The 16,938-nt window shown below is 66.4% G+C and carries 17 protein-coding genes; 11 read left to right on the forward strand and 6 right to left on the reverse strand.

Annotated elements, in window-relative coordinates; genetic code table 11:
• Positions 1-320: 320 nt before the first annotated feature.
• The 8 genes from ACSVC7_RS04570 to ACSVC7_RS04605 all read left to right on the forward strand — a co-directional run bounded on the left by ACSVC7_RS04570 (position 321) and on the right by ACSVC7_RS04605 (position 9,270).
• Complete coding sequence (locus ACSVC7_RS04570) at positions 321-2,759, forward strand: FG-GAP-like repeat-containing protein (protein WP_448203241.1); 2,439 nt, start codon at positions 321-323, stop codon at positions 2,757-2,759.
• A gap of 141 nt (positions 2,760-2,900) precedes the next feature.
• On the forward strand, positions 2,901-3,134 hold the full coding sequence (locus tag ACSVC7_RS04575) for an ATP-binding protein (RefSeq protein WP_448203242.1): 234 nt from the start codon (positions 2,901-2,903) through the stop codon (positions 3,132-3,134).
• A 131-nt stretch (positions 3,135-3,265) separates the two neighbouring features.
• On the forward strand, positions 3,266-5,224 hold the full coding sequence (locus ACSVC7_RS04580) for an O-linked N-acetylglucosamine transferase, SPINDLY family protein (protein WP_448203243.1): 1,959 nt from the start codon (positions 3,266-3,268) through the stop codon (positions 5,222-5,224).
• A 20-nt stretch (positions 5,225-5,244) separates the two neighbouring features.
• The gene (locus ACSVC7_RS04585; protein WP_448203244.1) at positions 5,245-5,763 is read left to right on the forward strand and encodes a DUF2867 domain-containing protein; all 519 of its coding nucleotides are present in this window, start codon (positions 5,245-5,247) and stop codon (positions 5,761-5,763) included.
• Between the two features lie 101 nt (positions 5,764-5,864).
• Positions 5,865-7,310, forward strand: a complete 1,446-nt coding sequence (locus tag ACSVC7_RS04590) for an NADP-dependent isocitrate dehydrogenase (RefSeq protein WP_448203245.1) — start codon at positions 5,865-5,867, stop codon at positions 7,308-7,310.
• Positions 7,311-7,388: 78 nt separating this feature from the next.
• On the forward strand, positions 7,389-7,922 hold the full coding sequence (locus ACSVC7_RS04595; RefSeq protein ID WP_448203246.1) for an RNA polymerase sigma factor: 534 nt from the start codon (positions 7,389-7,391) through the stop codon (positions 7,920-7,922).
• Positions 7,922-8,725, forward strand: coding sequence for an anti-sigma factor family protein (locus ACSVC7_RS04600; protein ID WP_448203247.1), 804 nt, complete (start codon positions 7,922-7,924; stop codon positions 8,723-8,725). Before ACSVC7_RS04595 ends, ACSVC7_RS04600 begins: the two co-directional genes overlap by 1 nt.
• Before the next feature lie 176 nt (positions 8,726-8,901).
• On the forward strand, positions 8,902-9,270 hold the full coding sequence (locus ACSVC7_RS04605) for a GcrA family cell cycle regulator (protein WP_209767466.1): 369 nt from the start codon (positions 8,902-8,904) through the stop codon (positions 9,268-9,270).
• A 123-nt stretch (positions 9,271-9,393) separates the two neighbouring features.
• Here ACSVC7_RS04605 and ACSVC7_RS04610 read toward each other — a convergent pair whose 3' ends face one another.
• The 4 genes from ACSVC7_RS04610 to ACSVC7_RS04625 all read right to left on the reverse strand — a co-directional run bounded on the left by ACSVC7_RS04610 (position 9,394) and on the right by ACSVC7_RS04625 (position 12,678).
• Positions 9,394-10,002 (reverse strand): exopolysaccharide biosynthesis protein, encoded by a 609-nt coding sequence (locus ACSVC7_RS04610; protein WP_448203248.1) that lies wholly within the window; start codon positions 10,000-10,002, stop codon positions 9,394-9,396.
• 73 nt (positions 10,003-10,075) lie between these two features.
• The gene (locus tag ACSVC7_RS04615) at positions 10,076-10,456 is read right to left on the reverse strand and encodes an oxidoreductase (protein WP_448203249.1); all 381 of its coding nucleotides are present in this window, start codon (positions 10,454-10,456) and stop codon (positions 10,076-10,078) included.
• Between the two features lie 137 nt (positions 10,457-10,593).
• Positions 10,594-11,817 (reverse strand): NADP-dependent isocitrate dehydrogenase, encoded by a 1,224-nt coding sequence (locus tag ACSVC7_RS04620; RefSeq protein ID WP_448203250.1) that lies wholly within the window; start codon positions 11,815-11,817, stop codon positions 10,594-10,596.
• Between the two features lie 240 nt (positions 11,818-12,057).
• Positions 12,058-12,678, reverse strand: coding sequence for an LOG family protein (locus tag ACSVC7_RS04625; protein ID WP_448203251.1), 621 nt, complete (start codon positions 12,676-12,678; stop codon positions 12,058-12,060).
• 248 nt (positions 12,679-12,926) lie between these two features.
• On the opposite strand from ACSVC7_RS04625, the gene ACSVC7_RS04630 reads away from it, so the two are divergent.
• On the forward strand, positions 12,927-13,997 hold the full coding sequence (locus tag ACSVC7_RS04630; RefSeq protein WP_448203252.1) for a LysM peptidoglycan-binding domain-containing protein: 1,071 nt from the start codon (positions 12,927-12,929) through the stop codon (positions 13,995-13,997).
• A 183-nt stretch (positions 13,998-14,180) separates the two neighbouring features.
• Here ACSVC7_RS04630 and ACSVC7_RS04635 read toward each other — a convergent pair whose 3' ends face one another.
• A complete protein-coding gene (locus ACSVC7_RS04635) occupies positions 14,181-14,645 on the reverse strand; it encodes a hypothetical protein (RefSeq protein WP_448203253.1) in 465 nt (154 codons plus the stop codon).
• A gap of 127 nt (positions 14,646-14,772) precedes the next feature.
• Between ACSVC7_RS04635 and ACSVC7_RS04640 the strand changes: the two genes are divergently transcribed.
• Both ACSVC7_RS04640 and pssA read left to right on the forward strand, forming a co-directional pair.
• The gene (locus tag ACSVC7_RS04640) at positions 14,773-15,471 is read left to right on the forward strand and encodes a phosphatidylserine decarboxylase (RefSeq protein WP_448203254.1); all 699 of its coding nucleotides are present in this window, start codon (positions 14,773-14,775) and stop codon (positions 15,469-15,471) included.
• Positions 15,468-16,382: a CDP-diacylglycerol--serine O-phosphatidyltransferase gene (gene pssA / locus ACSVC7_RS04645; RefSeq protein WP_448203255.1), complete on the forward strand. Its 915-nt coding sequence runs from the start codon at positions 15,468-15,470 to the stop codon at positions 16,380-16,382. The genes ACSVC7_RS04640 and pssA overlap by 4 nt, the downstream gene beginning before the upstream one ends.
• Positions 16,383-16,413: 31 nt before the next feature.
• Here pssA and ACSVC7_RS04650 read toward each other — a convergent pair whose 3' ends face one another.
• Positions 16,414-16,752, reverse strand: a complete 339-nt coding sequence (locus tag ACSVC7_RS04650; protein ID WP_448203256.1) for an ACT-like domain-containing protein — start codon at positions 16,750-16,752, stop codon at positions 16,414-16,416.
• Positions 16,753-16,938: the final 186 nt, after the last annotated feature.

Here is a 16,938-nt window from a genome sequence, read left to right on the forward strand (position 1 = left end):
AGTCTCCGGCGTCACTCCGACAAGTCGCTTGAACCGTGCAGCCTTGTCATGGCGGAAACTTGCAACATGATGCTCGTGCCTTTGAAAGAAGGGAGGCGTTGCTGCCAAGTATTGTTCGCTCGCTTGCTGAGTGCTTTTTTAATCTGTTCCTTGCCCTCTTTTGAGCAGCTTCCTTTGCCTGCGACGTTATTTCCTATCAACATTTTTCGTCGGGCGTGCTGAAGAAGGTGATGGCAACCATGCGGGGTGAATGAACTAACCCTGTCTCGCGGGTCGAGTCATTCTTTTCCAGGACGCAATTCAAAGACGAGGAGAGTTCGATGGGTACATTTACAGGAAGTTGGGTTAACGATTTGTTTGCATCGGGGAGCGGCAACGATGTGCTCCAGGGGGCTGGTGGAAATGACACCCTGTACGGCGGAGACGGAGATGATGTCCTTGATGGTGGCACGGGGAATGACTGGCTCGACGGCGAGTATGGCGCTGACACGCTTCTGGGGGGAGACGGGAACGACACACTGGTCGGCGGTCCCGGCAACGACTTTCTTTTCGGAGGCCTCGGCGACGATACCTACTTATTTTATCAGGGATTTGGCCAGGATACGATCAGCGAAAACGGTGGAGTTTACACGAGCTACAGCGGTTACGCCGGCACCTACGGCGGCGGCTACGATCGCATCTACCTTCCTGATGCATCGTCCCAGAACGTCAGCGTCTCGCGAGTTGGAAGCAATCTTCTGATCCGGTACGGCGTTGATTCGATTACGGTGGTAAACAATTTTTTGAATACGGGAAGCGTCATTGAGAAATTGAGCTTTGGGATTGGATCGGACATTTATCTGAATTCCTATTTCAGGTCTTCTCTCGGTACAGACTATAACAACGACGGCAGGGCGGACGTGTTGCGTTGCAGCGGCACCTCGGGCCAGCTCACCTTGTGGAGCATGCAGAGCTTCAACGGCGTCTTCAACATCACGTCGTCGTCGGTGTCTGCATCGGCTCCCGTCAATTCCAGCACGCAGAGCGTGGCCGACTTCGACGGCGACGGGGCCGCGGACATCCTGTGGCGTGACGCGTCCACCGGGGCCCTCAACATCTCGTTCATGAGCGGGGCGGTGGCGCGCTCTTGCGTCCAGCTCTCCGGTTCGGCGTCGGCCTCGCTCGGCGTGACCTGGACCGTGTCGGCCACCGCCGACTTCGACGGCAACGGCACCGCCGACATCCTGTGGCGCGACACGCAGACCGGCGACGTCCGGCTGTGGCAGATGAACGGATCGCAGATCATCAAGGACACGACCATTCAACAGGTCGGTCTGGATTGGACGGTGGCCGGTGCCGCCGACATGACCGGCGACGGCAAGGCCGACATCCTGTGGAGCAGCAACGCCGGAGTGACGGCGGTGTGGGAAATGAACGGTTCCACGGTGGTTCATCAGCCCTGGACCAGCATTCAGGCGAAGGGCGGTTGGCAGATTGCCGGCCTTGGGGACATGACCGGCGACGGCAAGGCCGACATTCTGTGGCGTGAGCGTTCGTCCGGGCAGGTCGCCGTCTGGACGATGAACGGGGCCAGTGTCACAGATAGCCGGGTGGTCGGATCGAAATCGAGCCAGTCCATCGTCGATGGAATGGGCGACTACGACGGCGATGGCCGTTGCGACATACTGTGGCGCGATCAGGCAACCGGTGCCGTGGACGCATGGCGTTCCGTGGACAATGGCGGGATCGTCTCCGTGTCGCAGGCGAGCGTCTACAACACCAGCACCGGGCAGTATGCCAACGCCAGCGGCACGGATACGGTCACGGTGGCCGGTACGATGAACGGGGCCGGACCCGCCAAGGAATGGCATGGTCTCGATGTTAACGGCGACCATGTGTCCGACGTTCTGCTGGTCAACAGGGCGACGAACCAGATCAATGTCTGGAGCATGCAGAACTTAACCGTCACGTCGACGACGCTGTCCATGAGTGCCCCGGGCGGTTGCACGTCCCAGAGCCAGGGCGACTTCGACGGCGATGGAAAGGCCGACGTGCTCTGGCGCAATTCGGTCAGCAACGAACTGCATGTCATGTATATGAACGGCGCGTCGGTGCGGTCCTGCGACGTGCTTTCCGTGTCTCTCGACGCGAATTGGAAGGTTGCCGCCACGGCTGACTTCGACGGGGATGGCAAGACCGACATCCTGTGGCGCAATCTCCAGACCGGCGATGTCCGGATGTGGCAGATGAACGGCTCGCAGATCATCAAGGACACCACCATCCAGCGTGTCGGCCTGGATTGGACGGTGGTCGGTGCCGGGGACACGACCGGCGATGGAAAGGCCGACATCGTGTGGACCAACACTGCCGGGCAGACAGCCATCTGGCAGATGGACGGCGCCACGGCGCTCCGTGAAGAACTCACCACGCTACAGGCTTCCGGCGGCTGGCAGATCGCCGGTTTGGGCGACATGAACGGTGATGGCAAAACGGACATCATTTGGCGTCAGTACACCGATCAGCAAACCGCGGTCTGGACCATGGACGGTTTCAACGTTCTCGACGCGTGGGTGTCGGGGAGCATGTCCAACGCCTGCGCCATTGATGGGATCGGTGATTACAACGGTGACGGCCGCGACGACGTACTGTGGCGAAACACCGCGAACGGCTCGCTTTCCGTGACCACGTCGTCGGTTCAGAGCGGCCACGTCCTGTTCGGAGCGCCGACCGACATCGGCAACGGCAGTGGTTGGACCACCATCCATATGGCCGGCCTGTAACAGCGGGTCTCTTGAAGCGCGGCTGGAGTGGGCGCTGTCGGATTGCTGGGCGAAGGTGGAGCGATCAGGTTCGGCAAACCTGCAATCGCGCTCCGAATCAGGCAATCTTGGGAGCGCCCGCTTCCATGCGGCAATTGGTCGATGCACGACCGGCGCTCTGTTTACTGTCGGATACCCCCATGCAAGACACCATCCCCGCAACCGCCCGGCACCGGAATCGGCCTGAACCTGGTCAAGACCATCGCGGACCTTCACGGCGGCAGCATCGCCCACCGGCCGAGGGACGGCGGCGGCGCGGTGTTCGTGCTGACCCTGCCGCTGGAACGGGAAGGGGCGATGATGGGGGAGGGAGTGCAGAGCTTGGGCGCCGCCTAAGGGGAGGTCCGCAACGTGCAACGGCCCCTTGAGGGGAAGCGGGTCCGCCGGGTTTGGAGGGTGCCCTGGCGTATCAATCGCCTCTTCGCTATGGTTCCCGACCCCGCAAGCAACACAGGCCGGCCGTCTCCATGAACCGCAAACAACGGCGAACTGCACTGAAAGCCGGAACTCCGGTTTCAGGAAATCCGTCGATTCAGGCCATGGTGGATGCTGCCTTCTTCGAGGGGTTCGAGGCGCACAGGTCCGGCCGGCTCGACATCGCCGAGCAATTCTACCGCAAGGTGCTGCGTCATAACCCACGCCACGCCGATACGCTGAACTATTTGGGCGTCCTTTCCGCACAGTCGGGCAAACTGCCCGAAGCGATTCGTCTGCTGTCGCGAGCGGTGGAATTGCGCGGAGACTCCTTCGAAGCCTACAACAATCTCGGCCGCGCGCTTGGCGAGGCGGGGCGGCGGCAAGAGGAAGCGCGGTGTTACCGTCGCGCCATGCTCCTTCGACCCGATTCCGCCGATCTGCTCGCCAACCTTGCGGATACGCTTCAGGAATTGGGGTGGGTGGACGAGGCTGCGGACGCCGGGCGGCGTGCCGTGCGGCTGAACCCCGGTCTTGCCCGTAGCTTCTACACGCTCGCGTCGGCCTTGCGCCGAACCGGCCGGACGGGTGCCGCCATCATGGCCTTGCAGCGGGCCTTGGCTTTGCAGCCCGCCTATGCCTTCGCGTGGTCGGCCCTTGGATCGATGCTGCTCGATCAGCGTCGGCACGCCGGTGCGGAAGCCGGTTACCGTCGGGCGATCACCGTCGATCCACAGTATGTCACGGCCCACTCGAACCTGCTGCTGTCCTTGAACTATCAGGCGGAACGGTCCGCGGGGTCGGTGTATGCGGACCACCGCCATTTCGACTCCGTCCACGCCCACGCGTTGTCGGCGAGGCCTCCTGAATGGCGGGTCAAGTTCGATGCCGGTCGCCGGCTTCGCGTCGGGTACGTCTCGCGGGATTTTTGTGAGCACTCGGTCGCGTACTTCGTTGGACCGCTTTTGGCAGCCCATGACCGTAAGGCGGTGGAGGTCGTCTGCTACTCGGACGTCGCGGATCCGGATTCGCTCACGGCTCGGCTGCGCGAACGGGCGGACATGTGGCGCGATGTCGTCGAACTCGACGATCAGCGGTTGGCGGATTTGGTTCGGCGGGATCGGATCGATATCCTGGTCGATTTGGCCGGGCACACCGAAGGCCACAGGTTGCTGGCTTTCGCACGCCGTCCGGCACCGGTGCAGGTGACGTGGTTGGGATACCCCAACACCACCGGTCTCTCCGCGATGACGGCCCGGCTCACCGATTCCATGGCCGACCCGGAAGGCGCGTCCGACGAATTGGCATCCGAAACGCTCCGGCGCCTGTCGCCGAGCTTCCTGTGCTACGAGCCGCCGGTGAATGCCCCCGACGTCGCGCCATTGCCGGCCGCGACCTCTGGCGTGGTCACATTCGGCTCCTTCAACAACCTTGCGAAGGTGACGCAGGATGTCGTCGCCCTTTGGGCGCGCGTGCTGAACGCCGTTCCCGGCAGCCGGCTTCTGCTGAAAAGTCGCTCGCTTGGGGATGAAGGCACGTGTGCGCGATTGGCAGAGGAGTTTGCGGCTCTGGGTATCGGCCGGGATCGTCTGGACCTTCTCGCGATCATCCCGGACACTGGGGGCCATTTGGGCGCTTACGGACGGATTGACATCGCGCTTGATCCGTTCCCGTACAATGGAACGACGACGACCTGCGAGGCGCTGTGGATGGGTGTCCCCGTCATCGCAAGGCTTGGGAACCGCCATGCGGGACGTGTCGCCGCCAGCATTCTGAACACCGTTGGGCTGGGCGACCTCGTCGCCCCGAACGACGAGGAGTATGTACGCCTCGCGTTGGAACTGGCTTCCGACCGCGACCGGCTTGCGGCGCTTCGGGCCAGCTTGCGCGGGACGGTGCAGGCGTCGCCGCTGTGCGATGCCAAAGGCTTTGCCCAGCAGGTCGAAGGTGCTTACCGTGCGCTTTGGCAACGCGCGTGTGATGCTCGGCGCAACATCGACAGGGCTGGCTGACCGAAGGAGCACATTGCAGCATGTTTGAATCAGGCTCCCTGCAAGACACCATCCCGGCCACCTCCCTCCTGGTGCACGAGGCGCCGCACTACGGCTACCGGGACTCCTACGTCGTCGATCTCGGTCCGGGGGCGATCACCCTGGACGAGGTGATTCCGGCCTTCTTCCGGGCGAGCCCCTGGTGGGTCCACCGGCTGCTCGCGCTGCGCAACGCTCTGGTCAAGCTGGTCGGGCTGAAGACCGGGCCGATGGGCGGTCCGGACCTCGCGCCGCCGTTCCGGGTCGGGCAGTCCATCGGCGTGTTCCGCATCCTCGCGCTGACCGAGGACGAGGCCGTGTTCGGGGAGGATGACCGGCATCTGGACTTCCGGACCTCGCTGCTGCTGCAACGGGGGGAGGGCGGGACCAGCCTCGCCATCTCGACGGTCGTCAAGATCAACAACGGGCTGGGGACGGGCTATTTCGCCGTCGTGAAGCCCTTCCACCGCCTGATCGTCACCGTCATGGCCCGCAACACCGCCCGCCTGTTGCGTTCGTGAGCGGGGGCGCGTCACCGCGCCGCCGGTCGGTGGCGGACCGCGCGTGTTGAACTTCCGGCCGTCTTTCGACTAGGGTCGCGCGTTCCCCTAGGAGTGTGTGGATGCGCGAAGTCACCCCCATCACGGTCGCCCCCGGCGACGGCATCGGCCCGGAGATCACGGACGCCGTGCTCTATGTGATGGCCGCGGCCGGCGCCCGCCTGAAGGTGGAGGAAGTGCCGGCGGGGGAGCAGGTCTACCGGCGCGGCCACGCCGGCGGGCTCGACGCGGCGGGGTGGGGGTCCATCCGCCGCACCCGCGTCTTTCTGAAGGGGCCGATCACCACGCCCCAGGGCTATGGCAACAAGTCGCTGAACGTCACGGCGCGCACCACGCTGGGGCTGTTCGCCAACGTGCGCCCCTGCGTGTCCTACCACCCCTACGTCCGGTCGAAGCACCCGCGCATGGACGTGGTGATCATCCGGGAGAACGAGGAAGACCTCTACGCCGGCATCGAGCACCGGCAGACCGACGACGTGATCCAGTCGGTGAAGCTGATCTCCCGGCCGGGGTCGGAGCGCATCGTGCGCTACGCCTTCGACCACGCCCGCGCCAACCACCGGCGCAAGGTGACGGCCTTCGTCAAGGACAACGTCATGAAGATGACGGATGGCCTGTTCCTGAAGATCTTCAACGAGATCGCCGCCGAATATCCGGAGATCAAGGCCGACCACCTGATCGTGGACATCGGCGCCGCCCGGCTGGCCGACCAGCCCGAACGCTTCGACGTGATCGTCACGCTGAACCTCTACGGCGACATCGTGTCGGACATCGCGGCGCAGATCACCGGATCGGTCGGGCTGGCGGGCTCGGCCAACATCGGCGACGCCTGCGCCATGTTCGAGGCGATCCACGGCTCCGCTCCCATGATCGCGGGGCAGGGGATCGCCAACCCCTCCGGCCTGCTGATGGCCGCCGTGATGATGCTGGTCCACATCGGGCAGGGCGACGTGGCCGCGCGCATCCACAACGCCTGGCTCAAGACCATCGAGGACGGCGTCCACACGGTGGACATCTTCAACCGCGGGGTCAGCCGCCATCGGGTCGGCACCCAGGCCTTCGCCCAGGCGGTGGTGGAGCGGCTGGGCCAGATGCCCGTGACGCTGCCCAGCGTCGGCTACGCCGTCACCGCGCGCCCGGCCTACGAGTCCGGCGTGCGCCTCTCCCCCCGCCGCACCTCGGTGAAGGAGCTGGTGGGCGTGGACATCTTCCTGCACTGGCACGGCGGCAGCCCCGACGAGCTGGCCGGGCGGGTGCAGACGCTGTCCACCCCGGCGCTGGAACTGGCCAGCATCTCCAACCGTTCCCAGAAGGTCTGGCCGGACGGCAACGCCGACGTCTTCTTCACCGACCACTGGCGCTGCCGCTTCACCGCGCGCAACAGCGCCACGGTGACCCACGCCGACATCGTGGAACTGCTGGCGAACCTCGCCAAGGGTGGGCTGGACTTCACCCAGACGGAGAACCTTTGCAACTTCGACGGCAAGTCCGGCTTTTCGGCGACCTGATGCGCGAAGCCGTGGAATAATGGGCGCCTCCGGGGCGTCCCCATGGGCAGGACGTCCTTCCCTGGGAGCGCGCCAGCCATGCCGTTGCCCGACTCCGCCGACAACCCCGTGGACGATCGGGCCATCGCCGCGCATGTCCCGCGCCTGCGCCGCTACGCCGCCGCGCTGGTCGGCAACCTCGCCGACGCCGACGATCTCGTGCAGGACTGCATCGAGAAGGCACTGGCCAACCGGCACGCGCTGCGCGACGTGTCCCGGCTCGGCGGCTGGCTGCTGTCGATCCTGCACAACCTCCACGTCTCCGGCCTTCGCTGGCGCAAGCGGCGCGGTGCGGAGGTGCCGGTGGAGGATCTGGCCGACGACCTGGCCCTGAGCGCTGAGCCCGCCGACCGGGGCGAGGTGCGGGACTTCGTCCGCGCCTTCGCCCGACTGTCGGAGGAGCACCGGACCGTGCTGCTGCTGACCGGCTTGGAAGGGTTGTCCTACCGCGAGGCGGCGGAGGTGCTGGAGGTGCCCATCGGCACCGTCATGTCCCGGCTGGCCCGCGCGCGGGAGCGGCTGCGCGTCCTGCTGGACGGCGGCGAGGAGCAGGTGGTGAGGAGAGTGAAGTGATGACCGTGTCGGGAAAGGGAGCGCCCGTGAACGAGGCCGACCTGCACGCTTGGCTGGACGGCGAACTTCCGGAGGAGCGCCGCCCGGAGATCGAACGTCACCTCGCCGGGAACCCCGAACTGGCCCACCGGTTCGAGCGCTACCGCGCCCAGCGCCGCCTGCTCGGCCGCGCCTTCGGCCCGCTGATCGACCGTCCTCTGCCCGACGCGCTGAAGCCTCCCTTTGCCGAATCCGCAAAGGCGAGAGCGGGGCAGGGCATAAGAGGGCGTGCCCCGGTTCGGGCCTGGGCGCTGGCGGCGTCGCTGCTGGTCTTCATCGCCGGTGGGGCTACCGGCTGGCTGGCTCGCGACTGGACGGGGGGCGGACCGGCGGGAAGCGCCGCCTTCGTGGCGGAGGCTGTGGCCGCGCACCGGGTCTTCGCGGTGGAGGTGCGCCACCCCGTGGAGGTCGGCGCGGACCAGGAGGCGCATCTGGTCGCCTGGCTGTCCAAGCGGCTCGGCAAGCCCCTGCGGGCACCACATCTTGCGTCCCGCGGCTATGGGCTGGTGGGCGGCCGCCTGCTGTCGGACGCTCAGGGGCCGGCGGCGCAGCTCATGTACGAGGATGCGGCGGGTCGCCGCATCACCCTCTACGTCCGGCCGTCCTCCAACGCGTCGGACACGTCCTTCCGATTTGCCCAGGACGGCAGCGTCCAAGCTTTTTACTGGCGGGACAATGGCTTGGCGTGGGCGGTAACGGGTGACCTCGATCGCGTCACCCTTTCGAGTATAGCCGAGGAGGTGTATGGAGCGTTGAACTCATAAGACCCACAGACTTATGCACAGGAATGTTGTTCATGCCCTCTATCCCTCTATGGGGCCATCTGGTAGTTTCGCTCCCGGTTGGCACAAAATATTGCGCCTTATGGAAAACGACCGCCATGGTCGAAAGGCATATTGGTTAACCAGGGCACCGGTTACCGGACCACGGGAGACAGGGGATGAGTTGGACGGACGAACGAGTTCAGCAGCTGAAGGACCTCTGGGGCCAGGGTTTGAGCGCGAGCGAAATCGCAGACATCCTGGGTGACATCACCCGCAACGCCGTGATCGGGAAGGCCCACCGCCTTGGTCTGTCGGGCCGGCCCTCGCCCATCAAGAAGAAGCCGACCCGCGGTGCGACGATCCTCGCCCTGACCGAGCGCATGTGCAAATGGCCGGTCGGCGATCCCAAGCACCAGGATTTCCATTTCTGCGGCAAGCCGTCCCTGCCGGGGCTGCCCTACTGCGCGGAGCACGCCGCGGTGGCCTACCAGCCGGCTTCCTCCGGCAAGAAGCGCGACGAGGACCGCAGCATCGGCGCCGCGTAACCGGCGCGGACGTTTCTTCTGGTATCCGGGCGTTCCGACAACGGCGAACGCCCGGCCGGCCGCCTCTCCCGCCTGTTGAGGAGGGGCTTTTCCCTAAACCGGCCTTTCCTAAACCGCTTTTTTCTAGACCGGTGTGGCCTTGATGGCCCACCAAGAGCCGGCGATGATGGCGACCGACACGCCCGTCGCCACGGCGCCCAGACCGATTCCCGCGATCACGGCCAGTCCGTCCCGCGCGATCAGCCCCAGCGCGATCACGATCACCGCCAGCCCCGGCAAGGTGTTGCCGAAGGGGATGGGCAGCGCGATCAGCACGCCCAAGAACAAAATAACGGCCCCGATCGACCGCAGCACGCCCGCCCGCAGCACGGACGGATGACGCGCCCGCAGCCTTCGCTCCGCCCGCTCGATCATCGGGGCGGCTTTCTCGACAAGCCGGTGCAGGGTGCCGCGGGAAACGCGGCGCCGGGCGATCCAGCCGGGCACCCGCAGCCGGTCCCGCCCGGCGATCATCTGCGCCGCCACGAGGGCCAGCACCGTGCCGAACAGGATACCGGCGGGAATGCCGGGGGTCGGCACGATGGCCGGGATCGCCAGCGCCAGCAGCAAGAAGCCGGGAGCCCGGTCCCCGAGATGGCCGAACACCTCGCCCAGGGCCGGCTTGTCCCCGGTGATCCGCTCGCGCAGGCGTCTCAGCAGCGTAGACGCCTTCGCCCGGTCATGGTCCTCCATGCCCTGTCTCCACCATTGTCACGACGACGATGTGGTGCCGCGGCGCCGGTGGAGAAAGGGGGCGGAGAGGGGATCAGTATTCCTCGACCTCGTGCTTCAGCCGCACCAGACGGCCGCTCAGCAGCGACAGCATCAGTTGGACGACCAGTTCGTGGACGATCAGCGTGTGGTGGTTGCCGCTGTCCTGCATGTGCTGGCGCAGCGCCTCGCGCACCTTCGGCACGCCGGTCACGTCGATCAGCACGTCCAGCGTCTCGCCAAGCCGGGCGAGGTCCATGAAGTCGGTGGTGGTCGTCACCCCGCGGGCGCGGGCAAGGCGCATGCCGGGCGCGTCGGCGTCCAGGTCGGCCACGCCCAGCATCTCCACGAAAGGTGCGTCGAGCAGCTTTTCCAGCAGGGGCGTTCCGGTTTCGCCGGCGCCGATCACGGCGATGCGGAAGGTGTCCTTGGCCATTGTGTCTTCTCTGGGTCCCGGTTTGTGTCGGTTGCGGTGAGGGCAAGAAAAAAGCGGGGAGCCGAAGCTCCCCGCCGCAACCTTACATCGACGATACATCCCATTTGACCGGGACGCGAAGTCGCACCTGCGGTTTTTTACGCCCAGGCGGCCATCTTCTTCTGCAGATTCTCGTCCAGCTTGTCGAGGAACTGCTTGGTGGTCAGCCACGGCTGTTCCGGACCGATCAGGATGGCGAGGTCCTTGGTCATGAAGCCCGACTCGACGGTCTCGACGCAGACGCGCTCCAGCGTCTGGGCGAACTTGATGACGTCCGGCGTGTTGTCGAACTTGCCGCGGTAGGCCAGACCCTGCGTCCAGGCGTAGATCGACGCGATCGGGTTGGTCGAGGTCTCCTTGCCCTTCTGGTGCTCGCGGTAGTGGCGGGTCACCGTGCCGTGGGCGGCCTCGGCCTCGACGGTCTTGCCGTCCGGCGTGACCAGAACCGAGGTCATCAGGCCCAGCGAGCCAAAGCCTTGCGCCACGACGTCGGATTCCACGTCGCCGTCGTAGTTCTTACAGGCCCACACGAAGCCGCCTTCCCACTTCAGGGCCGAGGCGACCATGTCGTCGATCAGGCGGTGTTCGTAGACGAGGCCCTTCGCCTTGAACTGGGCGGCGTAGGTCTCGTCGAAGACCTTCTGGAAGATGTCCTTGAAGCGGCCGTCGTAGGCCTTCAGGATCGTGTTCTTCGTGGACAGGTAGACGGAGTAGCCGCGCTCCAGGCCGTACATGAAGCTGGAGTGGGCAAAGCCCTCGATCGACTCGTCCAGGTTGTACATGCCCATGGCGACGCCGGCGCCCGGATAGTCGAACACCTCGTGCTCGATCGGCTCGCCACCGCCTTCCGGCGTCCACTTGATGGTCAGCTTGCCCTTGCCCGGAACGACGAAGTCCGTGGCCTTGTACTGGTCGCCGAAGGCGTGGCGGCCGATGATGATCGGCTTGGTCCAGCCCGGCACGTAGCGCGGAACGTTCGAGCAGACGATCGGCTCGCGGAAGACGGTGCCGCCCAGGATGTTGCGGATGGTGCCGTTCGGCGACTTCCACATCTTCTTGAGGTTGAATTCCTTCACCCGCGCTTCGTCCGGGGTGATGGTCGCGCACTTGACGCCGACGCCATACTGCTTGATCGCGTTGGCGGACTCGACCGTGACCTTGTCGTCCGTCTTGTCGCGATTCTCGATGCCCAGGTCGTAGTACTTCAGGTCGATGTCGAGATACGGCAGGATCAGCTTGTCCTTGATGAACTGCCAGATGATCCGCGTCATCTCGTCGCCATCGAGTTCGACGACCGGGTTGGCTACCTTAATCTTCGTCATGGGTGCGAGATCTCCCCGAACGGGTAGGGGTTGCTTTATCTTTGGACGTCGGGCGCGCTGTTTCGGGCGCGATGGCCGGGTTCCCGTCTGGCGACGGTTCCCGACTCCCCGGACGGAAACGGCTCGGCGTTATATAGCACTGGGCCGCGGCCGAAAGAAAGGACCGGTGGGGGCCAAAGCACCCAATGTCGCACGGAAAATGACGGAACTGGGCGGATCTGGTCCTACCACTTGCCCTTTTCAGAGCTTTTGCGAGCGAATCTTCAACGACGGTTCCGGTTCGTTCGCCAGGGCGTCGAAGACGTGGTCCACCTCGTCCACGATCGTGAACAGGGCGCGGTGCGTGTCCTGGGCGAAGCCCTGGGCGATCATGTGGTCGATCAGGCCCAGCAGCGGGCGCCAATAACCGTCCACGTCCACGAGGACGACCGGCTTGTCGTGCAGGCGCAACTGCTTCCAGGTCAGGATCTCGAACGCCTCGTCCATGGTGCCGAACCCGCCCGGCAGCACGACGAAGGCGTCCGACCGGTCCACCATCATGCGCTTGCGCGTGTGCATGCTGTCGACGACGTGCAGTTCGGTCACGCCCAGATGCTCGACCTCGGCGGACTGGATGTGCTCCGGGATGATGCCGACGACGCGGCCCCCGGCGCCGAGCGCCGCGTCGGCCATGATGCCCATCAGTCCCACCCGGCCACCGCCATAGACGAGCTGGATGTCCCGGCGGGCCAGCCCCTCGCCCAGCGCGTGGGCGGCGTCCTTGTAGACATCGGCGACGCGGCTGGAGGCGCCGCAGTAGACGCAGACGGACTTCGGGGCCTTCATCGCTCTCCCTTTCACGTCGGTGGTGCGTGCCATCATGGAACACCAGCCATGGAACACCAGCATCGGGCATGTCGTCCAGCCGGACAACCGGCCAGCCGATCCACCGGAGGGATCACATCGGCCCGCACCCGTCAACGCTTAGACGGCGGGATCGGCGCGAAGGCGGTGTGAGCCGCCCTTGCGGGTATGGCCGCGACCCTTCGGCGGTGTTCTGATCGGGGAGTGTGATCTGCTATTGTGCAGCATGCCGGCGTGTCGGCCGGCGGCGATGCGGCGGTGCTCCCGTGAACCAGGCTCTTCTTTTCGGCGGTGTCGCGGCGGTTCTGGCCGTCGGGGCGGCCGCCTATGTGTCGTTTGGTCCAGCGTCCGTGACGCCCACGCCCAAGGACACCGGCGCCACCGTCGCGCTCGGCCCCGGACCGGTCACGCCTCCGGCGCAGAAGCGCGCCGATCTGAAGACTCCGGCGGATCAGAAGGCCACGGACCCGGCCGGGCCGCGTTTCGACATCCTGCGCGTGGCGCCCGACGGCGCGGCGGTCATGGCCGGACGCGCGACGCCCGGCGCCTCCGTCACCGTGCGTGACGGGGAGCGTCCGCTGGGCTCGGTCACCGCGGACGGGCGGGGCGAGTGGGTGCTGCTTCCCGACCAGCCGCTTTCCCCCGGCACGCGCGAGCTGAACCTGTCCGAACAGGCCGCCGGCGCCGCCGAGCCGACTCCGTCCGAGCGGGTCGTCGTGGTGATGGTGCCGGAACCGGCGCCGTCCCCCGGCGGGGCCTCGTCCAACCAGCCGAGCGGACCGCTCGCGGTCGCCGTCCCGCGCGAGGGCGTGGGGCCGAGCACCGTCCTCCAGGCCCCGAAGGGAGCCCCGGCCCCCGCGACGCGCGGCGTGGCCGCGCCCCCTCCGCCCGGCGGCGTGTCGGTGGAAAGCATGGACTACGACGCCGCGGGCCACGTCGCCATGGGCGGCCGGGCACAGCCGGGCAGCGCGGTGCAGCTCTACCTCGACAACCTGCTGGTCGGCAGCGCCCACACCGATCCGGACGGCCATTGGCGGCTCAGCCCCGAACGCGCGATCACGCCGGGCGTCTACACCATGCGTGCGGACCAGGTGACCGACTCGGGCAAGGTCACCGCGCGGGTCGAACTGCCGGTCCAGGTGTCGGAGGTCCCCGCCAACCTTCCGGAAGGACGCTCGATGGTCGTCCAGCCCGGCAACAGCCTGTGGCGGATCGCCCGCGCCACCTATGGCAACGGCGTGCAGTACACGCTGATCTACGAGGCCAACCGCAACCAGATCCGCGACCCGGACCTGATCTATCCCGGCCAGATCTTCGCCCTTCCCGTCTCGAACTGAGCAACACAAATGCCCGTAGGTTGGGTTGAGCGCACGCGAAACCCAACGCACGTTGCCGTGCAGGAGTGGTGGGGTTTTGGTTTTCCTCCCCCCCCCCCCCCCCCCCCCCCCCCCCCCCCCCNGCACGTTGCCGTGCAGGAGTGTTGGGTTTCGGCTGCGCCTCAACCCAACCTACGGCACCACTTACAAATACGGCGCCAGCAGGCGCAGGAACGGGCGGGCTTCCTGCAGGGCCAGGATCGTCTGGTGGATCAAATCCTCCGGCGAGGCCTGACCGCTGAACTGCGACTCCGAGAACAGCAGGATCTTCTGACCCTCCTGGACCAGGAACTTGGCGTGCTTCAAGGTCTGGATGGCCCTTAGGATACCCAGCAGCTGACGCCGGCGTTCCGGCGACTGCGCCGTGTAGGGGATGTGCCCGACCTCCGCCCAGATCTGGGAACGCGAGCGTTCGCCGTCGAAGCTGACCGCGATGTTGAAAGGAAGGTCGTCCGCCACGAAATGGAGGCGGGCCGGGCGCGGCGGCTTGGCGATGCCCAGCACGCCTTCCGGTGTCATGACGAACGAGTCGGGACTGAACGGCAGTGCGGTCTGCGCGACCTCCGCGAGCGACGGCATGGCCTGAAGGCGGGCGGCGGGAACAGACACGGCGGCACGCTCATTCCTGTGGGAGTTCGCGGGAGTCTCCGGCCCAGCCTGCTAAAATTCTGTAAAGGGCGGGGGAGGGCGTCTAGAATGCGCCGCTCCAAACGATCCGAGGGTAAAGTAACCGGCGATGTCCGCCATCGATACCGTAGTCGTTCCGATCCACCGCGCCGGCTGGCCCTTCATCGCCGCCTTCGCCGTGGTTTCCCTCATTCTCGGGCTCGCCGTCGCAGCGCCGCTGGGCTGGCTGGGTCTCGTCCTCACCCTGTGGTGCGCGTATTTCTTCCGCGACCCCGACCGCGTGACGCCGACTCGGCCCGGCCTTCTGGTCAGCCCGGCCGACGGCCGCGTGACCATGATCGTACCCGCCGTGCCGCCGCCGGAACTCGGCATGGGCGACCAGCCGCGCACGCGCATCAGCATCTTCCTCAACGTCTTCAACGTGCACGTCAACCGCGTGCCGGCCGACGGCACGGTCGTTGCGGCGGAATACCACAAGGGGACCTTCGTGAACGCCGCGCTGGACAAGGCCAGCGAGGAGAACGAGCGCGCCGCCTTCCGCCACCGCCTGCCGGACGGGCGCGAGATCGCCTACGTCCAGATCGCCGGCCTCGTCGCCCGCCGTATCCTCTACTGGGTCAAGGCCGGGCAGGAGGTGAAGGCCGGTGAGCGCTTCGGCCTGATCCGCTTCGGCAGCCGCACCGACGTCTATCTGCCGGACGGCGTGATGCCGCTGGTCTGCGTCGGGCAGACGGCCATCGGCGGCGAGACGATCCTGGCCGACCTGACGAGCACGGAGCCGCAACGGCAGGGGGATGTCCGCCGATGAAGAGGCCGCCCGTCTTCAAGCAGCCGGTCTTCAAGCCGGGCGTCTTCCGCAAGCGCCGGCCGCGCCGTCCGCACCCGCGGCTGAAGGGGTTGTCGATCAACCATCTTCTGCCGAACGTGCTGACGGTGCTGGCGCTGTGCTCCGGCCTGACGGCAATCCGCTTCGCCATGCACGAGCGGTGGGAGCAGGCGGTGGTCAGCATCGTCATCGCGGCGATCCTCGACGCGCTGGACGGCCGCATCGCCCGCCTGCTGAACGGGCAGAGCAAGTTCGGGGCGGAGCTGGACAGCCTGTCCGACGTCATCAGCTTCGGCGTCGCCCCGGCCTTCATGATGTATCTGTGGGCGCTGAACGCGGCGGGCAGCCTGGGCTGGATCGCGGCCATGGCCTATGCCGTCTGCGCCGCGCTCCGGCTCGCCCGGTTCAATTCCCGGCTGGGCGCCGTGGACCTGCCGCCCTGGGCCTTCAACTACTTCACCGGCGTGCCGGCTCCGGCCGGCGCGGGGCTGGCGATGCTGCCCATGGTCATCGGCTTCGAGGCTGGTCCCGAGATCGCCGGCCACCCGGCCATCGTGGTGCCCTGGACGCTGCTGATTGGCGGGCTGATGGTCAGCACGCTCCCCACCTTCTCCTTCAAGGGCATGCGGGTGCCGACCCACTATGTGGTGCCCGGACTGGTCGGGGTCGGGTTGCTCGCCGCCTCGCTGGTCAGCCAGCCTTGGTGGACGCTGGCCTTCGTGGGCATCGCCTACCTCGCCAGCCTGCCTTTCTCGGTGGCGCAGTTCCGCAAGCTGCAGCGCGCCGCCCAGATGATGCAGGAAGCGGAGGAGCCGGCCGCTGCCGGCGTCCCCGGCGAGGCGCCAGCCGTGCCGGACTCCTCCTCCGCGGAGGCGAAGCCGGCCACCGAGTGACGGTCGGGACGTGCCGCCGGCTGCCGTCCGCCTATTCGGCGGCGGCCGGCAGGTCGGCGACCGGCAGGTCGGCGGGCAGGGTGCGGTCGGTGACCGTGACCCGCGTGACCATGGGGATCTGGCGCAGGCAGTTGCCGACGTGGTTCGACTCGGCGGCGACCATGCCGGTGACCTCGACCTCCACGGCCAGCGCATCGCCGAGCAGCCGGCTGTTCAGCGACAGGGGCACGAGGCCGCGCTTGGCGAACAGCTCCAGCACGCGCGGCAGGGTACCGGGATCGGCGTCCGCCTGGACGGCGAAGGCGACGCAGCGGTTGGGATCGATCGGGCGGGATTCAGCGGCAGGTGCCGCCAGGACGACGGTGGACATGATGCACTCTTACCGTTTTATGGGTCGGAAACAGCAGGCGAACGAAAATCCCGGCTCTCACGCGAGAACCGGGCTGCTAATTCGCAGACCCAGGGTAAGGTGACGTCCCATCATGCCCGGCAGGATAGGTCGGGACGGGCGGGCGGTCAACGGCCCATCCCAGACGCGAAAAGACCAGACGCAAAA

It is taken from the genome of Azospirillum mesophilum (assembly GCF_053470405.2).

Coding starts and splice junctions, on each gene's coding strand:
- ACSVC7_RS04570 (WP_448203241.1), top strand. CDS start 321: ATGGGTACATTTACAGGAAGTTGGGTTAACGATTTGTTTGCATCGGGG.
- ACSVC7_RS04575 (WP_448203242.1), top strand. CDS start 2,901: ATGCACGACCGGCGCTCTGTTTACTGTCGGATACCCCCATGCAAGACA.
- ACSVC7_RS04580 (WP_448203243.1), top strand. CDS start 3,266: ATGAACCGCAAACAACGGCGAACTGCACTGAAAGCCGGAACTCCGGTT.
- ACSVC7_RS04585 (WP_448203244.1), top strand. CDS start 5,245: ATGTTTGAATCAGGCTCCCTGCAAGACACCATCCCGGCCACCTCCCTC.
- ACSVC7_RS04590 (WP_448203245.1), top strand. CDS start 5,865: ATGCGCGAAGTCACCCCCATCACGGTCGCCCCCGGCGACGGCATCGGC.
- ACSVC7_RS04595 (WP_448203246.1), top strand. CDS start 7,389: ATGCCGTTGCCCGACTCCGCCGACAACCCCGTGGACGATCGGGCCATC.
- ACSVC7_RS04600 (WP_448203247.1), top strand. CDS start 7,922: ATGACCGTGTCGGGAAAGGGAGCGCCCGTGAACGAGGCCGACCTGCAC.
- ACSVC7_RS04605 (WP_209767466.1), top strand. CDS start 8,902: ATGAGTTGGACGGACGAACGAGTTCAGCAGCTGAAGGACCTCTGGGGC.
- ACSVC7_RS04610 (WP_448203248.1), bottom strand. CDS start 10,002: ATGGAGGACCATGACCGGGCGAAGGCGTCTACGCTGCTGAGACGCCTG.
- ACSVC7_RS04615 (WP_448203249.1), bottom strand. CDS start 10,456: ATGGCCAAGGACACCTTCCGCATCGCCGTGATCGGCGCCGGCGAAACC.
- ACSVC7_RS04620 (WP_448203250.1), bottom strand. CDS start 11,817: ATGACGAAGATTAAGGTAGCCAACCCGGTCGTCGAACTCGATGGCGAC.
- ACSVC7_RS04625 (WP_448203251.1), bottom strand. CDS start 12,678: ATGATGGCACGCACCACCGACGTGAAAGGGAGAGCGATGAAGGCCCCG.
- ACSVC7_RS04640 (WP_448203254.1), top strand. CDS start 14,773: ATGTCCGCCATCGATACCGTAGTCGTTCCGATCCACCGCGCCGGCTGG.
- pssA (WP_448203255.1), top strand. CDS start 15,468: ATGAAGAGGCCGCCCGTCTTCAAGCAGCCGGTCTTCAAGCCGGGCGTC.
- ACSVC7_RS04650 (WP_448203256.1), bottom strand. CDS start 16,752: ATGTCCACCGTCGTCCTGGCGGCACCTGCCGCTGAATCCCGCCCGATC.